At 70.2% G+C, this 21,121-nt stretch carries 18 protein-coding genes; 16 read left to right on the forward strand and 2 right to left on the reverse strand.

Annotated features, from left to right (window positions below):
• Nucleotides 1–229: 229 nt before the first annotated feature.
• From QHF84_RS49210 to QHF84_RS49265, 12 genes are all read left to right on the forward strand, one after another.
• Complete coding sequence (locus QHF84_RS49210; protein ID WP_281320615.1) at nt 230–412, forward strand: hypothetical protein; 183 nt, start codon at nt 230–232, stop codon at nt 410–412.
• Between the two features lie 119 nt (nt 413–531).
• A complete protein-coding gene (locus QHF84_RS49215; RefSeq protein WP_281320616.1) occupies nt 532–1,710 on the forward strand; it encodes a hypothetical protein in 1,179 nt (392 codons plus the stop codon).
• Nucleotides 1,680–2,642, forward strand: coding sequence for an AEC family transporter (locus QHF84_RS49220; protein WP_281320617.1), 963 nt, complete (start codon nt 1,680–1,682; stop codon nt 2,640–2,642). Before QHF84_RS49215 ends, QHF84_RS49220 begins: the two co-directional genes overlap by 31 nt.
• 19 nt (nt 2,643–2,661) lie before the next feature.
• Nucleotides 2,662–3,135, forward strand: a complete 474-nt coding sequence (gene greB, locus QHF84_RS49225; protein ID WP_281320618.1) for a transcription elongation factor GreB — start codon at nt 2,662–2,664, stop codon at nt 3,133–3,135.
• A 59-nt stretch (nt 3,136–3,194) separates the two neighbouring features.
• Nucleotides 3,195–3,971, forward strand: a complete 777-nt coding sequence (locus QHF84_RS49230; protein ID WP_281320619.1) for a hypothetical protein — start codon at nt 3,195–3,197, stop codon at nt 3,969–3,971.
• Nucleotides 3,972–3,985: 14 nt separating this feature from the next.
• Complete coding sequence (locus QHF84_RS49235; RefSeq protein WP_281320620.1) at nt 3,986–4,966, forward strand: fatty acid desaturase; 981 nt, start codon at nt 3,986–3,988, stop codon at nt 4,964–4,966.
• A 13-nt stretch (nt 4,967–4,979) separates the two neighbouring features.
• Nucleotides 4,980–5,552 carry a CDP-archaeol synthase gene (locus QHF84_RS49240; RefSeq protein ID WP_281320621.1) on the forward strand — a complete coding sequence of 191 codons (573 nt, stop codon included), beginning with the start codon at nt 4,980–4,982 and terminating at the stop codon, nt 5,550–5,552.
• Nucleotides 5,549–8,107, forward strand: a complete 2,559-nt coding sequence (locus QHF84_RS49245) for a PEP/pyruvate-binding domain-containing protein (protein ID WP_281320622.1) — start codon at nt 5,549–5,551, stop codon at nt 8,105–8,107. Before QHF84_RS49240 ends, QHF84_RS49245 begins: the two co-directional genes overlap by 4 nt.
• Nucleotides 8,091–8,753, forward strand: coding sequence for a hypothetical protein (locus tag QHF84_RS49250; protein ID WP_281320623.1), 663 nt, complete (start codon nt 8,091–8,093; stop codon nt 8,751–8,753). The genes QHF84_RS49245 and QHF84_RS49250 overlap by 17 nt, the downstream gene beginning before the upstream one ends.
• Before the next feature lie 11 nt (nt 8,754–8,764).
• Nucleotides 8,765–9,742 carry a class I SAM-dependent methyltransferase gene (locus QHF84_RS49255; RefSeq protein WP_281320624.1) on the forward strand — a complete coding sequence of 326 codons (978 nt, stop codon included), beginning with the start codon at nt 8,765–8,767 and terminating at the stop codon, nt 9,740–9,742.
• Nucleotides 9,739–10,491 (forward strand): lysophospholipid acyltransferase family protein, encoded by a 753-nt coding sequence (locus QHF84_RS49260; RefSeq protein ID WP_281320625.1) that lies wholly within the window; start codon nt 9,739–9,741, stop codon nt 10,489–10,491. The genes QHF84_RS49255 and QHF84_RS49260 overlap by 4 nt, the downstream gene beginning before the upstream one ends.
• On the forward strand, nt 10,488–14,648 hold the full coding sequence (locus QHF84_RS49265; RefSeq protein ID WP_281320626.1) for an AMP-binding protein: 4,161 nt from the start codon (nt 10,488–10,490) through the stop codon (nt 14,646–14,648). The genes QHF84_RS49260 and QHF84_RS49265 overlap by 4 nt, the downstream gene beginning before the upstream one ends.
• Before the next feature lie 24 nt (nt 14,649–14,672).
• On the opposite strand, the gene QHF84_RS49270 is transcribed toward QHF84_RS49265, so the two are convergent.
• Both QHF84_RS49270 and QHF84_RS49275 read right to left on the reverse strand, forming a co-directional pair.
• Entirely contained in the window at nt 14,673–15,161 is a 489-nt protein-coding gene (locus tag QHF84_RS49270) for a response regulator (RefSeq protein ID WP_281320627.1), read from the reverse strand.
• Nucleotides 15,162–15,355: 194 nt separating this feature from the next.
• On the reverse strand, nt 15,356–15,901 hold the full coding sequence (locus QHF84_RS49275) for a GNAT family N-acetyltransferase (RefSeq protein ID WP_281320628.1): 546 nt from the start codon (nt 15,899–15,901) through the stop codon (nt 15,356–15,358).
• A gap of 122 nt (nt 15,902–16,023) precedes the next feature.
• On the opposite strand from QHF84_RS49275, the gene QHF84_RS49280 reads away from it, so the two are divergent.
• From QHF84_RS49280 to QHF84_RS49295, 4 genes are all read left to right on the forward strand, one after another.
• Nucleotides 16,024–16,644: a hypothetical protein gene (locus QHF84_RS49280; protein ID WP_281320629.1), complete on the forward strand. Its 621-nt coding sequence runs from the start codon at nt 16,024–16,026 to the stop codon at nt 16,642–16,644.
• Entirely contained in the window at nt 16,644–17,417 is a 774-nt protein-coding gene (locus QHF84_RS49285) for a DUF4159 domain-containing protein (protein ID WP_281320630.1), read from the forward strand. Before QHF84_RS49280 ends, QHF84_RS49285 begins: the two co-directional genes overlap by 1 nt.
• On the forward strand, nt 17,414–19,723 hold the full coding sequence (locus QHF84_RS49290) for a glutamine amidotransferase (RefSeq protein WP_281320631.1): 2,310 nt from the start codon (nt 17,414–17,416) through the stop codon (nt 19,721–19,723). The genes QHF84_RS49285 and QHF84_RS49290 overlap by 4 nt, the downstream gene beginning before the upstream one ends.
• A gap of 82 nt (nt 19,724–19,805) precedes the next feature.
• A complete protein-coding gene (locus QHF84_RS49295) occupies nt 19,806–20,936 on the forward strand; it encodes a TauD/TfdA family dioxygenase (RefSeq protein ID WP_281320632.1) in 1,131 nt (376 codons plus the stop codon).
• The last annotated feature ends 185 nt before the right edge of the window (nt 20,937–21,121 follow it).

The following is a 21,121-nucleotide window of genomic DNA, read 5'->3' on the forward strand; positions in this document are numbered from 1 at the left end:
GGCGGCGGCTTCGGCGGCGGCGGCGGCGGCGGTGGCCGCGGCGGCTACGGCGGCGGCGGCGGTGGCCGCGGCGGTCGTGGCGGCGGCGGGCGCGATCGTTACTGATCGGTAACGGCCTGACGGCCACGTGCGGCGCGGCGGTTGCCGAAAGGCTCCGCCGCGCCGATGCGTCTTTACATCCCCCACGTCCTTCGGGACGCGCAGAACCCCAAGCGAAAGGCAAAGCCGCATGCAGAGGCAGGGAGCGCTGAAGCGCCAGAAGGAACGAGCGCGTCAGGAAAAGCAGCGCGAGAAAACCGCGAACAAGCTCGAGCGCCGCAAGGAAAAGGACACGCGTGGCGATCATGCACCGGGTGAAGATCCGGACATCGCCGGCATCGTTCCTGGTCCCCAGCCGCCTCCGGTGGACTGAGCCCGCGAACGCGGAGCTCCTCCGACGCGCGTCTCGCGCGTCCATCACGTCCTCGCCTGCGTCCGAAGCTCGACCCCCCGTTTGTGCGGAAAGCAGAGCGCCGTGATACGCACTCTCCCATGCGGCACGTGAGACACGTGGGAGCCGTGCTCGTCCTCGGGATCGCGGCGTGTGGCGGTGTGCCGGGCGCAGGCGGAGCGAGCGCCGCGACCACGACGGCGGGCTCCGCGGAGAACGCGACGAAAGGCGCGGGCGAGACGGGGGACGTGATCCCGAAGGCGCCCGAGTCGCAGCGGCCGAACCGATGCGCGAAGGGCGGGCCGTTCCCGCCGCTGTTGGCGAAACCGAAGCCCGCGACGGAGCCGAAGCCGCTCCCGTGCCACGCGAGCGACAAGGTCGCCGAGAGCTCGGTCGCCGCGGAGATGCGCGCGCAGTTCAAGCCCACGCGGCCGGGCAGCACGCTCGACGTCTCGTTCGGGTGTGATGGGCTCGATCCGCCCATTACGAAGCTCGTGTACGAGCGAGGCGCCGGGCACGGGAGCCAGCTCGAGATCGTGCAGATCTCCCGCCCCGATCCCGCGGGCGCGTCGTACGACGTGATCGGGATCCGCGAGTCGTCGCCGTTCGTGAGCAAACCGAAGGCGGCTCCGTTCCAGATCACGCGCGGAAAAATCCCGACGGACGCGGTGCACGCGAGAATGCCTTTCGTGCGCGCGGCGCTGAAGGCGACGCTGCGCGAGGTCCTGCCGAAGTCGGGGCTCACGGGGTATGCGTCGTTCGGCTCGTCGTCGACCGTGCACGTGCTCGTGCGGATCGAGGATGCTGCGGGGCGATCGATCGAGAAGAGATACTCGGACGCGGTGAGCAGCGACGGCCAGGGCCAGTACCTGCCGCTCCTGCGGGCCGACGCGGAGATCCGGCAGCTCGTCGACAAACTGTCGTGGCAGGACGAACCGGCGTCGGGTGACGTGCTCGAGCTCTTCGAGGAGCGCTTCCTCGCGGCGATGGTCGAATCCCCGACGCCGGACGCGTGGTGGGTGCGTGCTGCGTATCAGGAGCTCGCCGGCCTCGCGGGGGCGCGATCGCTCGTGCCGTCGCTTCTCGAGCTGCTCGGCGCGCCGAGGCCGGAGGGTCGCTCCGACGGATGGCAGCGGGATCAGGAAGCCGCGATGGAGGCGCTCGCCAAGCTCACGGGGTGGGATCCGCGCAAGGATGAAAAGGGCGCGACGCGCCCGATCGACGCGGCGGCGCGTGATTTCGTCGCCGAATGCGGGAAGGTCTCGCCCGCGGCGCGATGACGCAAGCGCTCGGTCCGCTCCTCGGGGGGCTCTCGCTCGTGCTCGTGCTGGGCTTCGTGCTCGCGCGCGTGCGAGGGCTCGGCGCGCGCGAGGCCGACGTGCTCAATGGTCTCGTCGTCGACGTCACGATGCCAGCGCTCCTCTTCGCCGTGCTCGCGCGTGAAGGCATGGACTGGGGCGCGGCGCGCGTGCTGCCGTGGTCGGCGACCGCGCTGCTCGCGGCGCTCGGCGTGGGCGCTGCCGTGGCGCGGGCCTTCGGCCTCGATGCGCGCGCGGTCGGCAGCGCGGGGATCGTCGCGTCCTTCAGCAACACGGGCTTCCTCGGGTTGCCGCTCCTGCTCACGTTGTTTCCGGGCGACGCGGCCGCGAGCTCGGCGGCGATGATGATCGACCTCGTCATCACCACGATCCTGCTCTGGACCCTCGGCCAGGCCTATGCCGAACGCTTCGGCCGCGGCGCGAGCTTCGACGCGAAAGCGGCGCTCCGCATCTTCAAAAAACCCCTCGTCCTCGCGGTCCCGCTCGGCGCGCTCGTGCACGCGATCCACTTGCCGATCCCGCCGTTCTTGCTCGGCACGCTCGAAGGGCTCGGTCGTACCACGACGTACCTCGTGTTCCTCTCGCTCGGCCTCTCGCTCGACGTGCGCGCGCTCTCGGGCCGCGTCGCGCCGGCGATCGCGATCTGCGCGGTGAAGCTCCTCTTCGCGCCGGCCGTGGCGCTGCTTTGCGTCCGCGTCTTCTCGGTGTCCGAGCCGCTCGCGACCGTCGCGGTCCTTCAGTCGGCGATGCCTTCGGCGCTCGCGAGCGTGATCATCGTCGCGCTCACGGGGTGTGATCGTCCGCTCGCGGCGGCGGTGTGCACACTCGCGTCGCTCGCCTCGATGGCGACCTTGCCTCTGGTCGCCTGGATCGTCGAGGCCACGCGGCCTTAGGCCTGCTATCGTCGCGGCCGTGCCGAACCCGAACTACATCACGCCCGAGGGGGCGCGCCGGCTCTCGGAGGAGCTCGGGCGGCTTCGCTCGGTGGACCGACCGCGGATCGTCCAGGAGGTCGCCGACGCGGCTGCGCAGGGCGATCGGAGCGAGAACGCCGAGTACATCTACGGCAAGAAGAAGCTGCGCGAGATCGACCGACGCATGCATTACCTCACGAAGAGGCTCGAGAGCGCGGTCGTCGTGGATCCGAAGGAGCAGAAGGGGGACAAGGTCTTCTTCGGCGCCGCCGTCGACGTCGAGGACGAGGACGGCAAGCGGCACACGTATCGGATCGTCGGCGAGGACGAGATCGACAGCAAGACCGGGCACATCAGCTGGAAGTCGCCGGTGGGCCGGGCGCTGCTCGGCAAGAGGCCGGGCGACGTGGTGACGGTGCGTCGTCCGGCGGGCGACATCGAGATGGAGATCGTGAGCGTCAAGTACACGTGAGGTGATACGATGTCCGCGTTTTCCGTCGTAGCGTTCTGCCCGACGGACCGGAGCCATCGATGTCGCCCCGCGTCTTCTTGTCGCTTGCTTCCCTCGCGTTCGTCGCTCTCGGCGGCTCTGGCGCGCTCGCGGCGCCCCCGCTGCCGCCCGCGCCGAGCTCCCCGCCGCCGCCCCCGGCCGCGACGGCGGCTGCGCCCGATGCCGCACCCGCACCCACTCCCGCTGCCGATTCCACGCCCGCGCCCGCGCCCGATTCCGCTCCTGCGCCCCCACCGCTCGCTGCGCCGCCGCCTGCGCCTCCGGGGGCGATGCCTCCTCCGTGGATGTGGCGCCCGCCTCCGCAGTCGAATGTGCTTTATCCCGGCTGGAGGCTCGAAGAGGACCTGCCGCCCGGGGAGACGGACAAGCCGAAGTGGTACGGCTGGCAATCGTTGATTGGGATCATTCCTTCCCATGGGCTCGCCCTCCTCGGCTCCTTCGACAACGACACCCAGTTTCTGCTCGTCGTCGGCGCCATGGGGCATGCATTGACCTCGCCGATCGTGCACTGGGTGCACGGGAACGCTGGGCGCGGCTTTTTGAGCCTCGGGCTCAACGTCGGCTTGCCGCTGCTGAGTTACGGGGTCGCCGCCAGTTTCCGCTCGACCGAAATGCTCCTTGCCGCCGGGCTCATCAGCCTCGTCGGCTGGCCCATCGTCGATACGGTCGTGCTGAGCTACGAGGATCCTCCGCGATCGAAATCGAAGGACAAAAGCGCGGGCTTGATCCATTCGTTCGGGGTCGTGCCGATGATCGACGGCGATAAAAAGGGTTTGTCGCTCGTCGGCCAGTTCTGACGAATCCCTGCGGTATGGCTCCCCGAAACGATCCTCCCGCCCGCCCCCCGTCCCCGCGCGACGCGGCCGTGACGGGCCTCCGGCCGCGAGACGCCGAAGGCGTGCTGCATACGCTCGTCGCAATTCTCCTCACGACAGCAGGGATCTGGCTGTCCTCGCGTTCGTCGTGGGCTGCGTGGTTCGGCGGACAGATCGTGTTCGCCGTCTCCTTCGTGAAATGGTTTTCCCTGCTGCACGAGGCCGGGCATCACACGCTTTTCGCGACGCGGGGCCTGAATACCCTCGCCGGCCACCTCGCCTCGGTGATCTCGGTGCTCCCGTATGCGAGCTGGAAAGCCATCCACCGCATGCACCACAAATGGACCGGCTTTCAGGACAAGGATCCCACGACCTCCTCGCTCGTCCCGCGCCCGCTCGGCGCCTTCGAGCGCGCCGCCATCAACATCGCCTGGCGAGCCTGGATCCCGCTGTTTTCGTTCCTCTACCGGGCGCAGAGCTTCTGGCACCTGCCGCGCCTCTTCCGGCTCTTCCCGGATTCCCGCGCGCGCCGCGCCTTCGTCGTCAATACGATCGCCTTGCTCGCGCTGTATGCCGCGGCGTTCGTCTTCGTCGGGCCCGCGGCGCTCTTGCGGCTCGTCGGGCTCGGGCTTCTCCTCGGGTTCGCGTGGATGGACGTCATCATGTTGAGCCAGCACACCCACATCCCGCTCGAGCTTTCGCAGGGCGCCGACGTCACGCCGATTCCCGCGCCCGAGCAGGCGCCGTACACGCGTTCGCTGCGTTTTTCGCGATTCTTGTCGACGTTCGTGCTGACGGGGTTCGACGCGCACGAATTGCACCACGTCTTTCCGTTCGTGCCGGGCCCGCGCCTCCGGGAGATCCCGTGGACACCGCCGAACGAGGCGCCCGCGTGGGCCTGGATTCGCGCGGCCAAGGCCGTCCCGGCCGAGGTCTTTCTCTTCAAGAACCGCAAGACCTCCGGCCTCTCGATCTAGACCCGTGGAACCCGTGGCGCTCTCTCCGATCGCTTGTGCCGGGCTCCTCGTCGGGAGCTTCGTCGTCGGCGGCGCCTGCCAGTCCGCGTGGTTCGCGCACCCGCTCTCGAAACGTTTCACCCGTCCGCTCGACGGCGGACGCACGTTCCGGGGGCGACGTATCTTCGGCGACAACAAGACCACGCGTGGCTTCGTGGTCATCGTGCCCGCGACCGCGCTCGCGATGGCCGCTCTCGGGACCGCGGCGCAAAGCCTCGGCCTCGCCGTGTGGCCCTCGTCGTTGCCGGGGCTCCTCCTGCTCGGCGCGGTCTCGGCGCTCGGGTTGATGCTCGGGGAGCTGCCGAACTCGTTCGTGAAACGTCAGCTCGACGTCGAACCGGGCGCGCCGCCGAAGCATCGCGTGGGCCGCGTGATCTCGGCCGTGGCGGATCGGCTGGACTCGGTCGTGGGCGCGCTCGTCGGCGCATCGTTGGTGGTCGAACTATCGTGGAGGACGGCGCTTTACTGCCTTCTCATCGGGCCACCGATCCACGGGCTTTTCAGCGTTCTTTTGTGGGGGCTCGGCGTGAAGAAGAGGGCAGGATGAGGGGGGGTGGGGGGATCGGGGAGGTGCTCGGGCGGACGCCGTTCGTGCGAGGGTTCGACGCCGTCGACGACGTCGCGCTCGTCGGCGGGAAGGGGCGATCGCTGCAGGAGCTTCGCGCCGTCGGCGCGCCCGTGCCCGAAGGCCTGATCCTGACGACGGCGTTTTCCGCAGCGCTGACGGACGAGGGCAAACCCGTGCCGGCGCGCGGTGTGGAGGCGCTCGACGAGGTGCGCCGGAGGCTCGGCACTGGGCCGCTCATCGTGCGGAGCTCGGCCGTCGGAGAGGACGGGACGACGGCGGCATTCGCGGGGCTGCTCGAATCGATCTTTCCGGTCGACGGCGCGGATCCCGCGGCGCTTCTAGCGGCCGTGCGTCGCTGCGTGGCGTCACGCGCGGCGGCGCGCGTGCGTGCGTACGAAGAGGCCCGGAAGGTGCGCTTGCAAGGCGTCGCGGTCGTCGTGCAGCGGCTCGTTCCGAGCGCGGCGGCCGGCGTTCTTTTCACCGACGGCGTCATGCTTCGCGGCGAGTGGTGCCGCGGACACGGTCAAGCGCTCGTCGACGGCGCGATCACGCCGGGGGCGTTTCGCCTCGATCGCCGCGCGTCCGAAGGCGCGCGTCGCGTCGTGCACGTCGAGCGTTTGCCCGAGGACGGGAGCCCGTTTCCTCTGACGAACGAGGCGACACGCGCGCTCGTCGCGCACGTGACCACGCTCGAACGGCGACGGGGCCTCTCGCTCGACGTCGAGTGGACCGTGGATCCCGAGGGCGCGCTCTGGATCGTACAGGCGCGGCCGATCACGGATCGGCGCACGTTCTTGTGGTCGAACGCGAACATCAGCGAGAACTTCCCGGCGCCCGTGACGCCGCTCCTCGTCTCGTTCGCCCGCGCGGGATACGACGCGTATTTCCGCAACCTGGCGCGCGAGTTCGGGATCGAGGACGCGCGCATCGCGGCCCACGACGAGGCGTTCCGGGGCATCGTCGACGCGCACGGCGCGCGGCTCTACTACAACCTCTCGCACATCCACGCGGTCCTGCGGCTCATGCCGTTCGGCGACTGGTTCGTGGACAGCTTCGACGTCTTCGTCGGCGCGGGCGCCTCTTCGCCCGAGGGGCGGCGCGTGGTCGACGAGATCACGGCGCTCGTCCGCGTGATCGACCACGTGGCGCGCGCGTACCGCGATCTGCCGGCGCGCGTGGCTCGCTTCGAGCGCGCGGTCGACGACGCCGCGTCGCGCTTTCATCCGCGCGAGATCGCGACGATGTCGGAACGTACGCTCGCCGAGGGGCTCGAAGCGATCCTCGACGTGCGGCTGCGGCGCTGGGTCGACGCCTCGCTCGCCGATTGCGCGGCGGCCGTCACGTACCGCGCGCTGCAAGCGCTGCTTCGCGTGATCGATCACGACGACGCGGGCACGAGCGGGCACGGCGCGGACGATCCTGCGGCGCGGCATCATGCGCTTCTGAAGGGGCTCGACGTTGCCGGCGCGTGGTCGTTGCGGGCGCTCTGGGATCTCGCGGTCGTGGTGCACGCGGACGCATCCGCGCGGGAGGCGCTCGCTGCGTGTGGCGGAAGGTTTGCCGCGTTTCGTGGCGCGCTCGGTTCGGAGCTCGGCACGCGCGTGGACGAATGGCTCGATCGGTTCGGCTTCCGCGGCTCGGGCGAGCTCTTGCTCACCGAGCCTTCACTCGCGGAGGAGCCCGATCGCCTCTTGCCGCTTCTGTCGCGTTACGTGGAGGCCGTTGGGGATCCAAGCATCGAGAGCCCCGCGCGTGCCTTCGAGCGCCAGCGCGCCGAGCGCGAGCGCGAGACGGCACGGCTCCGCGAGCGGCTCGCGGGACCTCGTCGCGCCTTGCGCCCAATCTTCGACGCGCTCGTGCTCGCGACGCAGACCTCCGTGCAACTCCGCGAGCGCGCGCGATTCCGGCAGGCCTTGCTGTACACGCGCCTGCGCGGCGTCGCGCTCGCCCTCGGCCAGCGGCTCGTCGCGGCAGGCACCACGGACGCCGCCTCTGACGTGTTTTTCCTTCGGTTCGACGAGCTCACGGCTCTCGCGGCGGGCCGCGGCTCCCCGAGCGAGGTGCGTGCGCTCGTCGCGTCGCGCCGCGACGAACATGCCGCGCTCTCCGCGCTCGATCTACCCGACGTCTTCACCCTCGCCGCGGGCACGTTCGTCTCGCCTTCCGCGCTCGCAACGCCCGCCGCAGCCGCGTCCGATCTCTTGGCCGACGACGACGGCATTCTGCGCGGCGTCCCGGCGAGTGGTGGCCGCGTCTCGGGGCGCGCCGCCGTGCTCGGGGGCCTCGCGGATGCGGCGCAGCTCGCGCCCGGCGACGTGCTCGTGGCGCGACAAACGGATCCCGGCTGGGCACCGCTGTTTTTCCTGGTGAAAGGCCTCGTCCTGGAACGCGGCGGCATGCTCTCGCACGGCTCGATCCTCGCGCGGGAGCTCGGCATTCCTTCGGTCGTCGGCGTCCCCGAGGCCACCACGCGGATCTCCCACGGGCGCGCAATCGTCGTCGATGGAGACACGGGACATGTCCGGTTCACCTAGACACGACCGGCTCGACGTGGGCCCGTGGGCCTGGGATTGGTTCCGCGAGCGCGTGCTCGCGTCGTGGTATTTGCTCGTGCCTCTTGCGCTTCTGATCATGCTCGCGGGCGGCGCAGGGAACATGCTCGTCCGCGGCCTTTTGGCGTTCGTGAGCATCGTCGCGCTTCGGTTGTGGGACGACGTCGAGGACCTCGCGCACGATCGCCGTCACTACCCCACGCGTGTGCTCTGCCGCCTCCCTTCTTCGAAAGGGCCTCGTCGCCTCGCGTACGTCGGCCTCGTCGCCTCCTGCGTCCCCACCCTCGTGCTCGGCGGTGCGTACGCTCCTGTCGCAGGCGCCACCTTTGCCGCTGCGGCGGGCGTCTACGAAGCGCGCTCGGTGTGGCCGCGCCTGCGTGTTCTCTTCGCCCACGTGATTTTGCTCAAGGTGCCCGCACTCGCGATTGCGCTCGCGCTCCCCGCCATGCCTCCGCGCGTGGTTTTTGGTCGCGCCCTGGTGCTTTACGGCGTGGTCGGCGCCTACGAGCTCCTGCACGACGCGGAGGCGCGCCGCTCGCCTTTTGCGCTCGCGCTGGCCCTCGTCGACCTCGTTTGCCTCTGCGCCGGACTCGTCGTCTGGCTGCTTCACGACCGCATTTCCCCCTGAAGGACACGACGATGACGATCGAGGCCACGATCCCGGAGACGAAGCCCCGCATGGAAGACAATGCCTGCCCTGGTTGCGGCGGGCGCGACGCCGATTTCCTGATCGAAGCCGAGGACGATCTCACCGGGAAACCCGGCCGGTTCCGCTTCGTGCGTTGCCGCTCGTGCGACCTCGCCTATCAGCGACCGCGTATCCTCCAGGACGACATCGGCGCGTATTACGACTCCGAGTACATCGCCCACCGCAAAAAGAAGGATTGGGGCGTGTTCACGCCTCTTTATGAATGGGGCATGAACGGCCACGATCGCCGCAAGGTCGAGCTTTGCGGGCAGTACGTCTCCCTGCGGCGTGGCATGCGCGTGCTCGACATCGGCTGCGCCGTGGGCAGCTTCCTGCAGATGCTCCGCCGGAAGCACGGCGCCGTCGTCACTGGCGTGGACTTCAAGGATCTCCGGGACAATCCGCTGCTCGAAGGCGTCGATTTTCGCCTCGGCGTCTTCTCCGAGATCGACTTCGGCGATGCGCGTTTCGATCTGATCACGATGTGGCATTTCCTGGAGCATGATTACGAGCCGCTCCAAACGCTGAAACGCGCGCGGAGCCTGCTCGCGCCCGGGGGGCGCGTCGTGATCGAGGTGCCGCGCCTCGATTCGATGAGTTTTCGGCTCTTCAAGGACCGCTGGCCGGGGCTCCAGGCGCCGCAACACACCGTGCTCTTCGACTGGCAAACGCTACGGGCCATGTGCGAGAAGAGCGGCCTCTCGATCGTCGACCACCTGCCCTGGGGCGCCTTTCCTGCTTATTTTTACCTCTTCGCGGGCACGGCGTTCCACGTGCTGCGCGGCAAGGGGCTCGACGTGGGCAAGGCGATCGGCCCTTATTTCGCGGGACAACTCGCGCTCTCGCCGGTCTTGCTTTTCGAAAAACGACTCAACCTGGCCATGCAGACGATCGTCCTCGAACGGCCGGCGTCGGGGGCTTCGCCGTGAACCTGAAGCGTATTCGGGGCATCGTCGCCCTCGTCTCGACCATTCTCTTCGTCACGGCGCTTTCGCCGCTTTTTGTCCTCGTGCGTCTCCTCCTCGGCCGTCGCGCCGCGGCCGAAGGGCTCGGGGCCTGGGCGGCTTCCGTCGTGCTTTGGCTCTCCGGCGTCTCCGTCGAGGTGCGCGCGCCCGTGGTTCCGCTCCCGGAGCGCCGCGTGGTGTACGTCTCGAACCACACCTCGTCGATCGATCTCTTCGTGCTCCTCGCCCTGCGCCTGCCGCGCGCGCGATTTTTCATGAAGCGCGGCGCGTGGGTGTTTCCGCCGGGCGCGCTCGTGGCCGTGTGCGTCGGCACGTTTTTCACGGTGCCGCAGGCGTACACCGAAAAACGCCGCAAGCTCTTCGCCGCTGCGTGCGAGGTGCTCCGAAAGACGGGCGACGCGGTGTACTTGAGTCCCGAAGGAACACGCGTGGTCTCGGGCGGCGTGGGACCCTTCAACAAGGGCGCGTTTCATCTGGCGGCGGCGCTCGGCGTGCCGATGGTGCCGCTGTATCTCGAAATTCCGCGGGCCGAGAATCCCGGGAAGAGCTGGGTCATGACGCGGACGAAGGTGATCGTCCACGTTTTGCCCGATGTCGACACGAGCGGCTGGCGTCCCGAGACCGCCCGTGAGCACGCCGACCACGTGCGCGGCATCTACCAGGCCTTCGAGGCCGAGCTTGCCGCGCCAAACCAAGAGCGAGCGGCGGCGTGAACGGCGAGCTCACGTTCCTGCCCCTGAAATTGCGCCGGCGCGCCGAGGCGCGGGGGGACGAGCTCGCGCTCGGGTTCCTCGACGACGGCGAACGGGTCTCGGCCTCGTTCACGGTGGGCGCGCTCGATGCGCGCGTCGACGACGTGGCCGCTCTGCTGGTCGAGCGTTTTCCCGAGGGTGCGCGGGTGCTCCTGCTCTTCCCGCCGGGGCTCGATTTCGTGGTCGCTTTCCTCGCTTGCCTTCGCGCCGGGAGGGTCGCGGTTCCGGCGATCCCGCCCGAGCCGCACAAGCCGGCGCGTAGCCTCGCGCGGCTCGGCCATCTCGTCGCGAATGCAAGACCCGCGGGCGTGCTTTCGACGTCCGTCCTTTGGCCTTATCGACCGATCCTCGACGAGGCCGTGCCCGCGCTCGCGTGTTTGCCCTGGATCGACGTGACCGAGGTCCCACGCGCAGGCCGCCGCGTCGAGGAGCCGCGCGAGGATGGGCTCGCCTTTTTGCAATACACGTCGGGTTCGACGGCCGCGCCGAAGGGCGTGCGTGTGCTGCGGAGCAATCTCTCGCACAACCTGCACGTCATTCACGGCGTCGCGCCCACGATTCCGCGCGCCTCCGTGAGCTGGTTGCCTCAATTCCACGACATGGGGCTCATCGAGGGGATCTTGCTCCCGCTCGACGGCGGCTGGCCAGCGTGGCTGATGCCGCCCTGGGTTTTTCTGGAACGACCGCTGCGCTGGCTCGCGGCCATCGAGCGTTTCGGCGCGATGCGGAGCGGCGGGCCGAATTTTTCCTATGACTTCTGCGTGCGGAAAATCGATCCGGCCGCGCGTGAGAAGCTCGATCTCTCCTGCTGGGCCCAGGCGTATTGCGGCGCCGAGCCCATCCGGGCGAGCACGCTCGCCGCGTTCGCCGAGGCGTTCGCGCCGTCGCGCTTCTCGGCGACATCGTGGTTTCCCTGTTACGGGCTCGCCGAGCATACCGTGCTCGCTTCATGCCGCACGCACGCGCCGTTCCTCGTGGAGCGCCTTTCGGCGGCAGCGCTCGCGCGAGGCGAGGCGGAGGTGGCGGGCGGCGCGCGCGCGATCGATGTCGTCTGCGTCGGAGAAATCCCGCCGCTCGTGACGTTACGGGTGGTGGATCCGGAGACGCGGCATTCACTTCCGGACGGGCGCGTCGGGGAAATCTGGCTTCGTAGCGGGAGCGTCGCCGATGGGTATTGGGGCGACGAGGCGGCGACGCATGCCGTATTCGGCGCGACACTCGCGGGCTCGGACGAGGCTTTTTTGCGGACGGGGGATCTCGGATATCGACGCGGGGACAAACTATTCATCGTGGGCCGGCAAAAGGACGTGCTCATCGTCCGCGGCGAGAACCATCACGCGCACGACGTCGAGCGCACGGCCGAGGGCGCGCATCCCGCGATCCGACGAGGATGCGTCTGCGCCGTATTGCGCGAGGACGTCGCGGGGGGAGGGGAGCCGCGGCCCGTCGTGGTTTGCGAGGTCGACGATCGACTCGACGAGGCCGGACGCGCTGCGGTGATCACCGCTGCGCATCGCGCCGTCGCGTTCGAGCACGGGATTTTCGTCGACGTCGCGCTCGTCCCGAAACACACGCTGCCGAAGACGTCGTCGGGCAAGCTCCAGCGACGGGCGACGGAGGCCATGTTGCGGGCCGGCGAGATCGAAATGCCCGTTCGTCCGCCTCCGGCGCTCGAGGTTTTACCAGGGGAGGGGAGCCCGCTGCGCGCGGCGCTTTTCACGCTTGCAAAGGTCACGGGCCTTTCGCTCGCTGAAATCGACGTCGACGAGCTGCCGGCGCGTTTGCCGCTCGACTCGCTGAAAGCCGCGGACGCCGCGGCGGCGCTCGGGGATCTGCTCGGTCGCCCGATTGCGCTCGACGTCTGGGGTCGTGCGCCGTCCCTGCGCGCCCTCGTCGAGGGGACGGGCGTGCTCGATGCGCCCTGGGAGAAGGACCTGGAACGCCCCCTGCCGAAGCCGAAGACGCGTCGATCTCGTGGCGGCACGATTCTCGTCACCGGTGGGACGGGTTTCGTCGGGCGCGCCGTCGTCGCCGAGCTCGTGCGGCGTGACAAACCGGTGCTCGTGCTGGCGAGGGGCGCGGACGGCGCCGGGGGTTTGGCCGGGGACGTCTCCTTGCCGGGTCTCGGACTCGGGGAAGAGCGCTATCGTGCGCTCGTCGCGGAGCTCGACGTGGTCGTGCACGTGGCCGGGGCCGTGAACTGGGTCTTGCCGTATTCGTCGCTCGCGCCGACGAATGCCTGCGGGACGGCCGAGGTGATCGCTCTTTGCGCCGCCGCAGGGGCGCGCCTCGTCCATGTTTCTTCGCAGATCGTGTGCCACGACGGCTCGGCCGCGCCGGGAGATGTGCTCGGCGACGAGGAGCCGCCCTCGGCCCTCCACGCGCGGCTCCCGCGTTTGCCGCTCGGATATGCGTCCTCGAAGGCCGTGGCGGAGCTCTTCGTGGATCGCGCACGGGAGGCGGGGCTCTCGGCCACCATCGTGCGGCCTTCGCTCGTGCTCGGCGGAAGGGACGGCGAGGCGAGCGTGGACGACGTGGTGGCCATTTTGCTCCGCGCGTGCATCGAGGCAGGCGCGGCCCCGGACCTCGATTTGCCGTTTTCGGTTTGTCCACGTGATCACCTCGCCCGGGTCCTCGCGGACCTCGTCGAATCGGGGCCCGCGCTCGTTCACGTGGGAGACGAGTCACGCTCGCTCCGCGAGGTGGTCGCGTGGCTGGCGCTCGCGGGGTATGACGTCGCATTGATTTCGTGGGAAGCATGGCTCGCCCGCGTCGAGGGAATGGGCCTTCCTCAGCGAGGACGATTGCGAGGGCTCTGGCCGTTTTTTCGCGCCGGCACGTTGCGCACGTACGAACGATCGCGACGCGCCGCGATCTCGATCGCACCCGCCTATCGCGGGACCGAGCCCGTCGATCCCGCTTTCCTTGATGATCGCGTGGCCGCGTGGCGAGCCGCATCCGCGCTCCCGCCCCCGCCTCGGCGCGGCGCGCGTGCCACCGCGGCTTCGCGCGCGCTCCCGGAGGCGCCTCGGCGGGTCGTCGTCGACGGCATCTCGCACGAGGTCGCCTCGGCCCGCGTGATGCCGGCGATCACGGGCAGCGGCCTCTTGAGCCGCCTCGCTCGTGGTTTCTGCGATCGCCCCGTCGGCGTTTATCCCGCGACGTTGACCCTCGACGACGGCCGCGTGCTCGACGTCGTCCTCAAAGCGTCGGCCCGCGGTGACGAGCTCCGCGCCCTTTGCACCGGCGTCGCGCGCGCTTCGAGCCCCGCGCTCGCCGCCGCGCTGGAGATGCATGGCCATTGGCTCGACGTGGCAGCCGCCCATGCACGCGAACGTGCGCTTTACGGGCTCGAACATGCAGCGCTCGCGCGCGTGCGGCCGTGCTGTTTTTCCGCGCCCGACGAAGCGATCGACGCTCCGTTGGTCCTCGAACGATTGCGCGAAGGGGATCAGGTGGAAGCGCTCGACGCCGTCGCCGCGCCCTGGCCGATCGATGCGGTGCGGCGCGCAGTGTGCGGACTCGGGCGATTGCACGCGGCCTTGCGAGGGCCTGCCGCGGCGCTGTCCGGGGTGCCCTGGGCGCGGCCCGCGGGGACCGTCGCGGCGGAGCTCGTGCCACTCTGGGAGGCGCTCTTCGGGCACGCGCGGACGCGAATCGACGCCGAGGTCGCGGCCGCGGCGGCGCCTCTGCTCGACGACGTCGGCTGGGCCGAGGCGCTCGCCGCCGTGCCGGCGACGCTGCTGCACAATGACGTCAATCCGCGGAACCTCGCATTGCGGCGGGGGGAATCGGACGGGGGGCTCGTTCTTTACGACTGGGAGCTCTCGGCGCTCGGGCCCGGGACGCGTGATCTCGCGGAGCTCCTTTGCTGGACGCTTCCTCCGGAGGCGAGCGTCGACGATGCGTTCGCCCTCGTGCGCGCTCACGCCGAGATGGCCGCGCCGGGCCTCGACGACGAGGTGTTGCGCGCCGCGTTCGGCGCTTCGCTCGCGTGGCTCTTTCTGGATCGATTGACCACGTACACGGTGGTCTCGCCGGTGTTCGAGCTGCCGTGGCTCGGGCGCGTGATGGCGACGTGGCGGAGGCTCGTCCGGGGGTTTGCGCCGCCCGAATGAGCCTCCGGGGACACGCCGACGTGATCAGCGATCACGCACGCGGCGCGGCGTCGGTCGACGACGCACTGCCGCGGGTGTGACAGGACGAACCGAGGACGGGACACACGAGGTGTCGCCGTCGCAGGCGGGGTTCACCTCGCCAACCACGTCGGGGCCACGCACGCGCGGCTCCCGCAGGGCCGCGCGGACGCTTTCGACGAGCACGTCGAAGCCCGCGCTCTTCGCGACGGAAGGCACCCCGAGGGCCTTGGCGAGCGCGGTGAGCACGTCCTGACGCATGTCGGAGCAGAGCATCACGCGGGTATGACCGAGGCCGAAGGCGTCCCGGATCATACGCACGAGAAGCCCCCCATCGACCTTCGGCATGTTGACGTCGATCACGACGAGCTCGCAGCGCGTGGCCTTCACGGCCTGGAGCGTGCCGAGAGGCCCTCGATGAAATGTGGCGTCGAGATCCGCCGCGCGGAGCCGTCGCACGGCCTCCGCGCCAAAAACCGGATCGTCATCGACCAACAGAATTCGCGATTCTCCCCCCATATCCAATCGAGTAAGTCACGAGATGAAGAGGGGAGTCAAGTAGGTACACGTACTACTTTCGTACCACGCTGACGAACGTTCCATGACATGTCGCTGCGGCTGCAGCGCAGGAAAGCGTACCGCGTGGACACAACGCATTCAGGATGTCGAATTCGTTGTCGAATTCGTTGTCAGCCGATCCGGAGCGACATCGAAATGTCTGTCACGTGCATCCCCGAATCGATCCGGAACGCGTCTTTGCGCTTGCCGTTCTCCACGAAGCCCATCCGCTGGTAGAGGCTCCGGGCGGGGAGGTTGTGCTCGAAGACGCCGAGGTCGATCCAGGCGATCTTGCCCGTGCGTTTCGCCCATCCGATCGCGGCCTCCATCAACTGCTGGCCATGGCCCTTGCGCGTGTAGCCACGCTCGATGCCCATGCCGAGGATCGTCCGGTGCATCTCCGCCGAGAAGCGCCCGCCGCGCAGCTCGAGGTGCCCCACGACCCAGCCCCGCACGGGCTCGACGAGCAGGAAGCATCGGCCCCAGAGCGACTCCTCGAGCGCGCGCTCCCAGCGCTGCCGCGCATGCTCGCGGACGCTCGCGCGCTCGGGGGAACGCGAGATCGCGAAATGCAAGGAGCCCTCGCGCCCGCTCTCGGCCGAGTGGCGGACGATGTGATCGGAGAACCCGTCGAGGTCCGTGAGGTCCGCGAGGCGGATGAAAGGGCGGCCCGACATGCGAGATCCGCTCCAACGTGTACAGCGCTCGGGCCCGCATCACCAGGGGGTAACGGGGTCGAGGTCGTTCGCCGCGCGAGGTCCCGGGCCCCGGGCCGCCGGTTTTGTACTAGGCTCCGCCCGTGCCCCGGTTCGTGACCTTCGCGTGCTTCGCCTTCGCCCTCGCCGCGTGCGGCGGCTCCGCCATGCCCGACCCGAAGGACGCCGTGAAGGCCTACGCCGACGCCGCCGCGCGCGGCGACGCCGACACGATCCACGCCATGATGAGCGCCAAAGCCCAGCGGAGCCTCTCCCGCGAGGACGTGCGCCGCATCGTGGCCGAGGAGCGCAGCGAGCTCGCCGATCAGGCCAAGTCCCTCGCCGCGCCCGGCGTGACCATCAAGGCCCACGCCCGCATGCGGTACGCCGACGGCGAGGACGCGACGCTGGAGCTCGAAGGCGGCGTCTTCCGGATCTCGGCCGCCGACGCGCTCCCCGCAGGCGCGAAGACGCCCGCGCAGGCGCTCGAACAGCTCCGGCGTGTCCTCGCGCGGCGCAGCTACGCAGGGCTTTTGCGCGTGCTCTCGCCGTCGACGCGGAGCGCGATCGAGAATGATCTGCGCTCGCTCGTCGAGGGGCTCGAGCACCCGGAGGGCCTCGAGGTCCAGGTCTCGGGTGATCGCGCGACCGTGCAGGTGCCCGGCGGCCACGAGGTGAAGCTGCGCCGCGAGGCGGGCGTCTGGCACGTGGAGGATTTCGATTGATGCGGGCGCGGGTGACCTCGGTCCTCCTCGTGGTCGTGGCGCTGCTGCTCGTCGCGCTCGTGCCGCGGCCGTCGCGGGCGTTCGGGGAGGAAGGGGCGTTCAACCCGCGGATCCTGCTCACCGGGACGGCGCGATGGGAGGGCGCGCGGACGACCGGGCCCGCGCGCTGGTCCGAGGAGCTGACGCGGCGCACGAGCGCGCCCGCGCGCCTCACGCCCACGACCGTGCGCGCCGACGCGCCCGCGCTGCTCGCCGAGCCCTTCGCGATCTGGGGCGGCGAGGACGACGTGCCGGCATTGACGGATCGCGAGGTGCTCGGCATCCGGCGCTTCCTCGCGCTCGGCGGCGTGCTCTTCGTCGACGACTTCGCGCCCGAGTCGGGCGCGTTCGGCAAGGCCGCGCGGCGTGAGCTCGCGCGCGTCTTGCCCGACGGCGCGCCCATCCCGATCGGCACGGAGAACGTGCTCTTCCGATCGTTTTACCTGCTCCGTCGCGCCGTCGGTCGTGTCGAGGGCGAGCCCAAGCTCGAAGCGATTTTGCGCGGCGGCGTGCCGCAGGTGATCTTCGCCAAGCACGACGTGCTCGGCGCGCTCGCCCGCGCGGCGAACGGCACGCACCCGTTCGTCGTGGTACCGAACGGCGAGCCGCAGCGCGAGCAGGCCGCGCGTCTCGCGGTGAACATCGCGATGTTCGTGCTCTGCTCGAATTACAAGGACGACCAGGTGCATGCGCCCTTCCTGATGCGGCGCCGCGCAGCGGAGCCCTCGCCATGACGACGAGCCTCGCGCCGTCGGGGGATCTCGCGCCGTCCTACCAGCTCCTCGCCGCCCTGCTCACGGTCCTCGGCATCGTGCTGCTCGCGCTCGAGCTCAAGCGCTCGCGCGGCTCGCGGCTGCTCGCGTTCGCCACGGGATCGCTCGCCTCGATCGGGCTGCTTTGCGCGGTGCTGCGGCCGGTGGCGATCCAGAGCAAGGGCAGCCTCGTGGGGCCACGCGTCGTCGTGCTGGCCGACGCGTCGCGCTCGATCGATCTGCCGGGGCCCGCGGGAAAGACGCGCCGCGAGGAGGCCGTGCGCGCGCTCGGCGAGCTGCAAAAGCACGGCGCCGAGGTGCGGCTCTACGGGCTCGCGTTCGGCAAAGGCGCGCCGACGCCGCTCACGGCCGCGCTCGCGAACGGCGCGGCCGAGGGAACACAAAGCGGGCCGGAGAATCGGCTCGGGCAGGCGCTGCTCGCGGCGCGGCCGATGCCACGATCGGATCTCGCGGGCGCGATCGAGTCGGTCGCGCGTGCTGCGGACGAGCGGCCCGCGGCGATCGTGGTGCTCTCGGATGGAAGGTTCGATCGGCCCGGAGAGGCGCAGGCGGGTGAGGCGATCCGCGCCGCGCTCGGGACGCTGACGGTGCCGGTGCACGCGGTGTCGCTCGCGACGGAGGCGCCGCGTGACGCCAGCGTGCGCGCGGTGCGAGCGGCAGGCGCGGCGGTCGCGCATCAGCCGCTCACGTTGCGGGTCGAGATCGGCTGCGCGGGTGGGCTCGACTGCGACGAGGTCCCCGTGTCGCTGCGCGAGCTGCGCGAGAGCGGCGAGCCGACGCTGCTCGCATCGGGCAAGGCGAACGCGTCTTCCGGATCGGCGACGCTCGAGCTCGAAGTGACGCTCGATCGTGCGGGCGCGCGGATCCTCGAAGTCTCGATCGACGCGCCGGACGGCGACGTGGTGCCGGACAACGACACGCGGTACGTGACGATCGACGTCGCGCGGGATCGCGTGCGCGTGCTGCACGTGGCCGGGCGGCCGACGTACGACGTGCGCGCGCTGCGCATGTGGCTCAAGGCGGACGCGTCGGTCGACGTCGTGGCCTTCTTCATCCTGCGCACGCCGACCGACGACGTGGTCGCGCCGTCCGAGGAGCTCGCGCTCATCCCGTTCCCGGTCGACGAGCTCTTCAGCGAGCACCTGCCGAGCTTCGACGCCGTCGTGCTCCAGGACTTCAACGCCGCGCCGTACGGCCTCGCGAAGCATCTGCGATCGCTCGCGCGGTACGTCGACAAAGGCGGCGGCTTGATCATGGTCGGCGGCCCCGACGCGTTCGTCCCGGGAAACTACGCGGGCACGCCGCTCGCCGAGGTCCTGCCCGTCGAGCTCGATCGCGGGCCGGATGCGCAGGGCGTGGACGTGGCTTCGTTCGTCCCGCGTACGACCGAGGCGGGCCGCGCCGCGCCGGTGCTCGGGCCGCTGCGGGATCTCATCGGCGAGGAGTGGCCCGAGATGCCGGGCGCGAACGTGGTCGGCGACGCGCGCCCCGGCGCGACGGTGCTGCTCGAGCACCCGACGCGCAGGACGCCGAAGGGCGGGCCGATGCCGATCCTCGCGCTCGGCGAGCACGGCAGCGGCCGCACGATCGCGCTCGCCATCGACGGCTCGCACCGGCTGCTCTTCAGCGCCTTCGCGGCGAACGCGGCGGGCCGCGCGCACGGCGCGTTCTGGGACGCGCTGCTCGGCTGGCTCATGCGGGATCCGCGCTTCGAGCCCGCGGTCGTGGAGCTCGCGGACGGGTGCATCGCCGGGGAGGACACGACGCTCACGCTGCGGCCGCTGCCCGGGCAGAAGGGCGACGCGAAGATCACGATCCGCAAGCTCGGCACGGGCGAGGAGGCGCGCACGCTCTCGGCGAAGCTCGACGGCAAGGGCGAGCCGCTTTCGCTCGACGCGGGCAAACTCCAGCCGGGCGGCTACTCGGCGACGGTGGAGATCGTGCCGAGCGATGCGGGCGCGCCTTCGGACGGCGCGGCCTCGGCGCAGCGTGGTCCGACGACGCGGCGCGATTTCGCCTGCGAGCGTGGCGGCGACGAGTGGGCGGACACGCGGCCCGATCCGGAGCGGCTCGCGGCGATCGCGGCGGCGACCGGGGGCAAGAGCGTGACGGTGGATCAGATCGGGAGCTTGCCGCTGCCGGCGGCGACGCAGATCGCGGCGGAGAGGCGGGTCTCGCCGCTCCTGCCGCCCTGGGCGTGGACGCTCGGGGCGGCGATGCTCGTCGGGGCGCACTGGATCGTGCGGAGGCGCGGCGGGCTTTCGTAACGACGGCGCGCCGTCGAGTCTCCTTCTCGGCAAGCCCCTTCCCGAACTGGCTGTCGTCCGTTATGGTGGACGAACATCCGTCGTGTCATCCACATCTCCCGATCTCGTCCCCGGGCCGGACGCCGGCGCCTCGCTCGTTCCCCACGAGGGGTGGCTGCGTGTCCATTTCGGCGGGGGCAGCCCCTCGCACGCCGATTTCCACTGGTTCTGGCTGCGCCATCAATGCGACGTCGACCGGCATCCGCTCACCGGCGAGCGCACGCTCGATGCATCGGAGGTCCCGCTCGGCATTCGCCCGCGGAGCGTGGGGCTCGATGCAGAGCGCCGCCGCGTGCTCGTCGCCTGGGACGAGCCCTCCGGTCGGCAAAGCAGCTACGACCTCGAATGGCTCCGCGCCCACGCCTATGCGCCGGACCGCGTCGACGTCCCGCCGCCGCCCTCCGATCTCGCGCGGGTGACGCTCGAAGCGAATCGATTCGAGGGCCTCGCCGCGCTCGTGGATGCGTGCCTCGCGCGTGTGCGCCGCGAGGGGCTTTGCGTGGTGCGTGGTTCGTCCGTGGCCTGGGGGCGCTCGCCCGAGGACGACACCGAGCCGCTCATCGAGGCGTTCGCCGCCGGCGGCCTCGCGATCGTCGGCACGCATTTCGGCCGCGTGGAGGACCTGCGCACCGACAACACGACGAACCAGAACACCGATCAGCTCGGCTACACCGACGCGGGGATCGATCTCCACACCGATCAGCCCTTCCTCGACGCGCCGCCGCGTTATCAGCTCCTGCAATGCATCCGGACGGCGGACGCGGGGGGAGACAGCTTTCTCTGCGACGCGCTCGCCGCCGCGCGGTACATCGCGTCGATCGACGCGCCGGCCTTCGAGCGGCTCACGACGTTTCCGGTGCGTTTTCACCGAAAGCAGAAATCATTCGAGCGGATCGTCGATTCGCCGCTGCTCACAATGGAGGGCCCGAGCGGCTTTCTCGTGCGGTATTCGTATTTCACGCTCGCCCCGTTCCAGGCCTCGTTCGCGGAGATGGAAGCCTGGTACCGGGCGTACGCGCGTTTCGCCGAGATCGTGCGGGATCCGCGCCACCAGGTTCGTCTCCGGCTCGAACCCGGGGATTTCGTCCTCTACGACAACCACCGGATGCTGCACGGAAGGACGGCCTTCTCGGGCGCGCGGTGGCTCCGCGGGATCTATTTCGATCCGAAATGACGTACGCGGAATCGAGCGTCGAGGGGCGCGAGAAAGCGCCCCTCGCGCTCACGGTCATTCCTCGATTACTTGCCGCCTTGTCCGCCGGCGCCGCCCTGGCCACCGGCACCACCGGCGCCGCCGGCGCCGCCCTGGCCGCCCGCGCCGCCCGTGCCGCCGCCCTCGCCACCGACGCCGCCCGTGCC

This window comes from Polyangium sp. y55x31, from assembly GCF_029946505.1.
Taxonomy (GTDB): Bacteria; Myxococcota_A; Polyangia; order Polyangiales; family Polyangiaceae; genus Polyangium.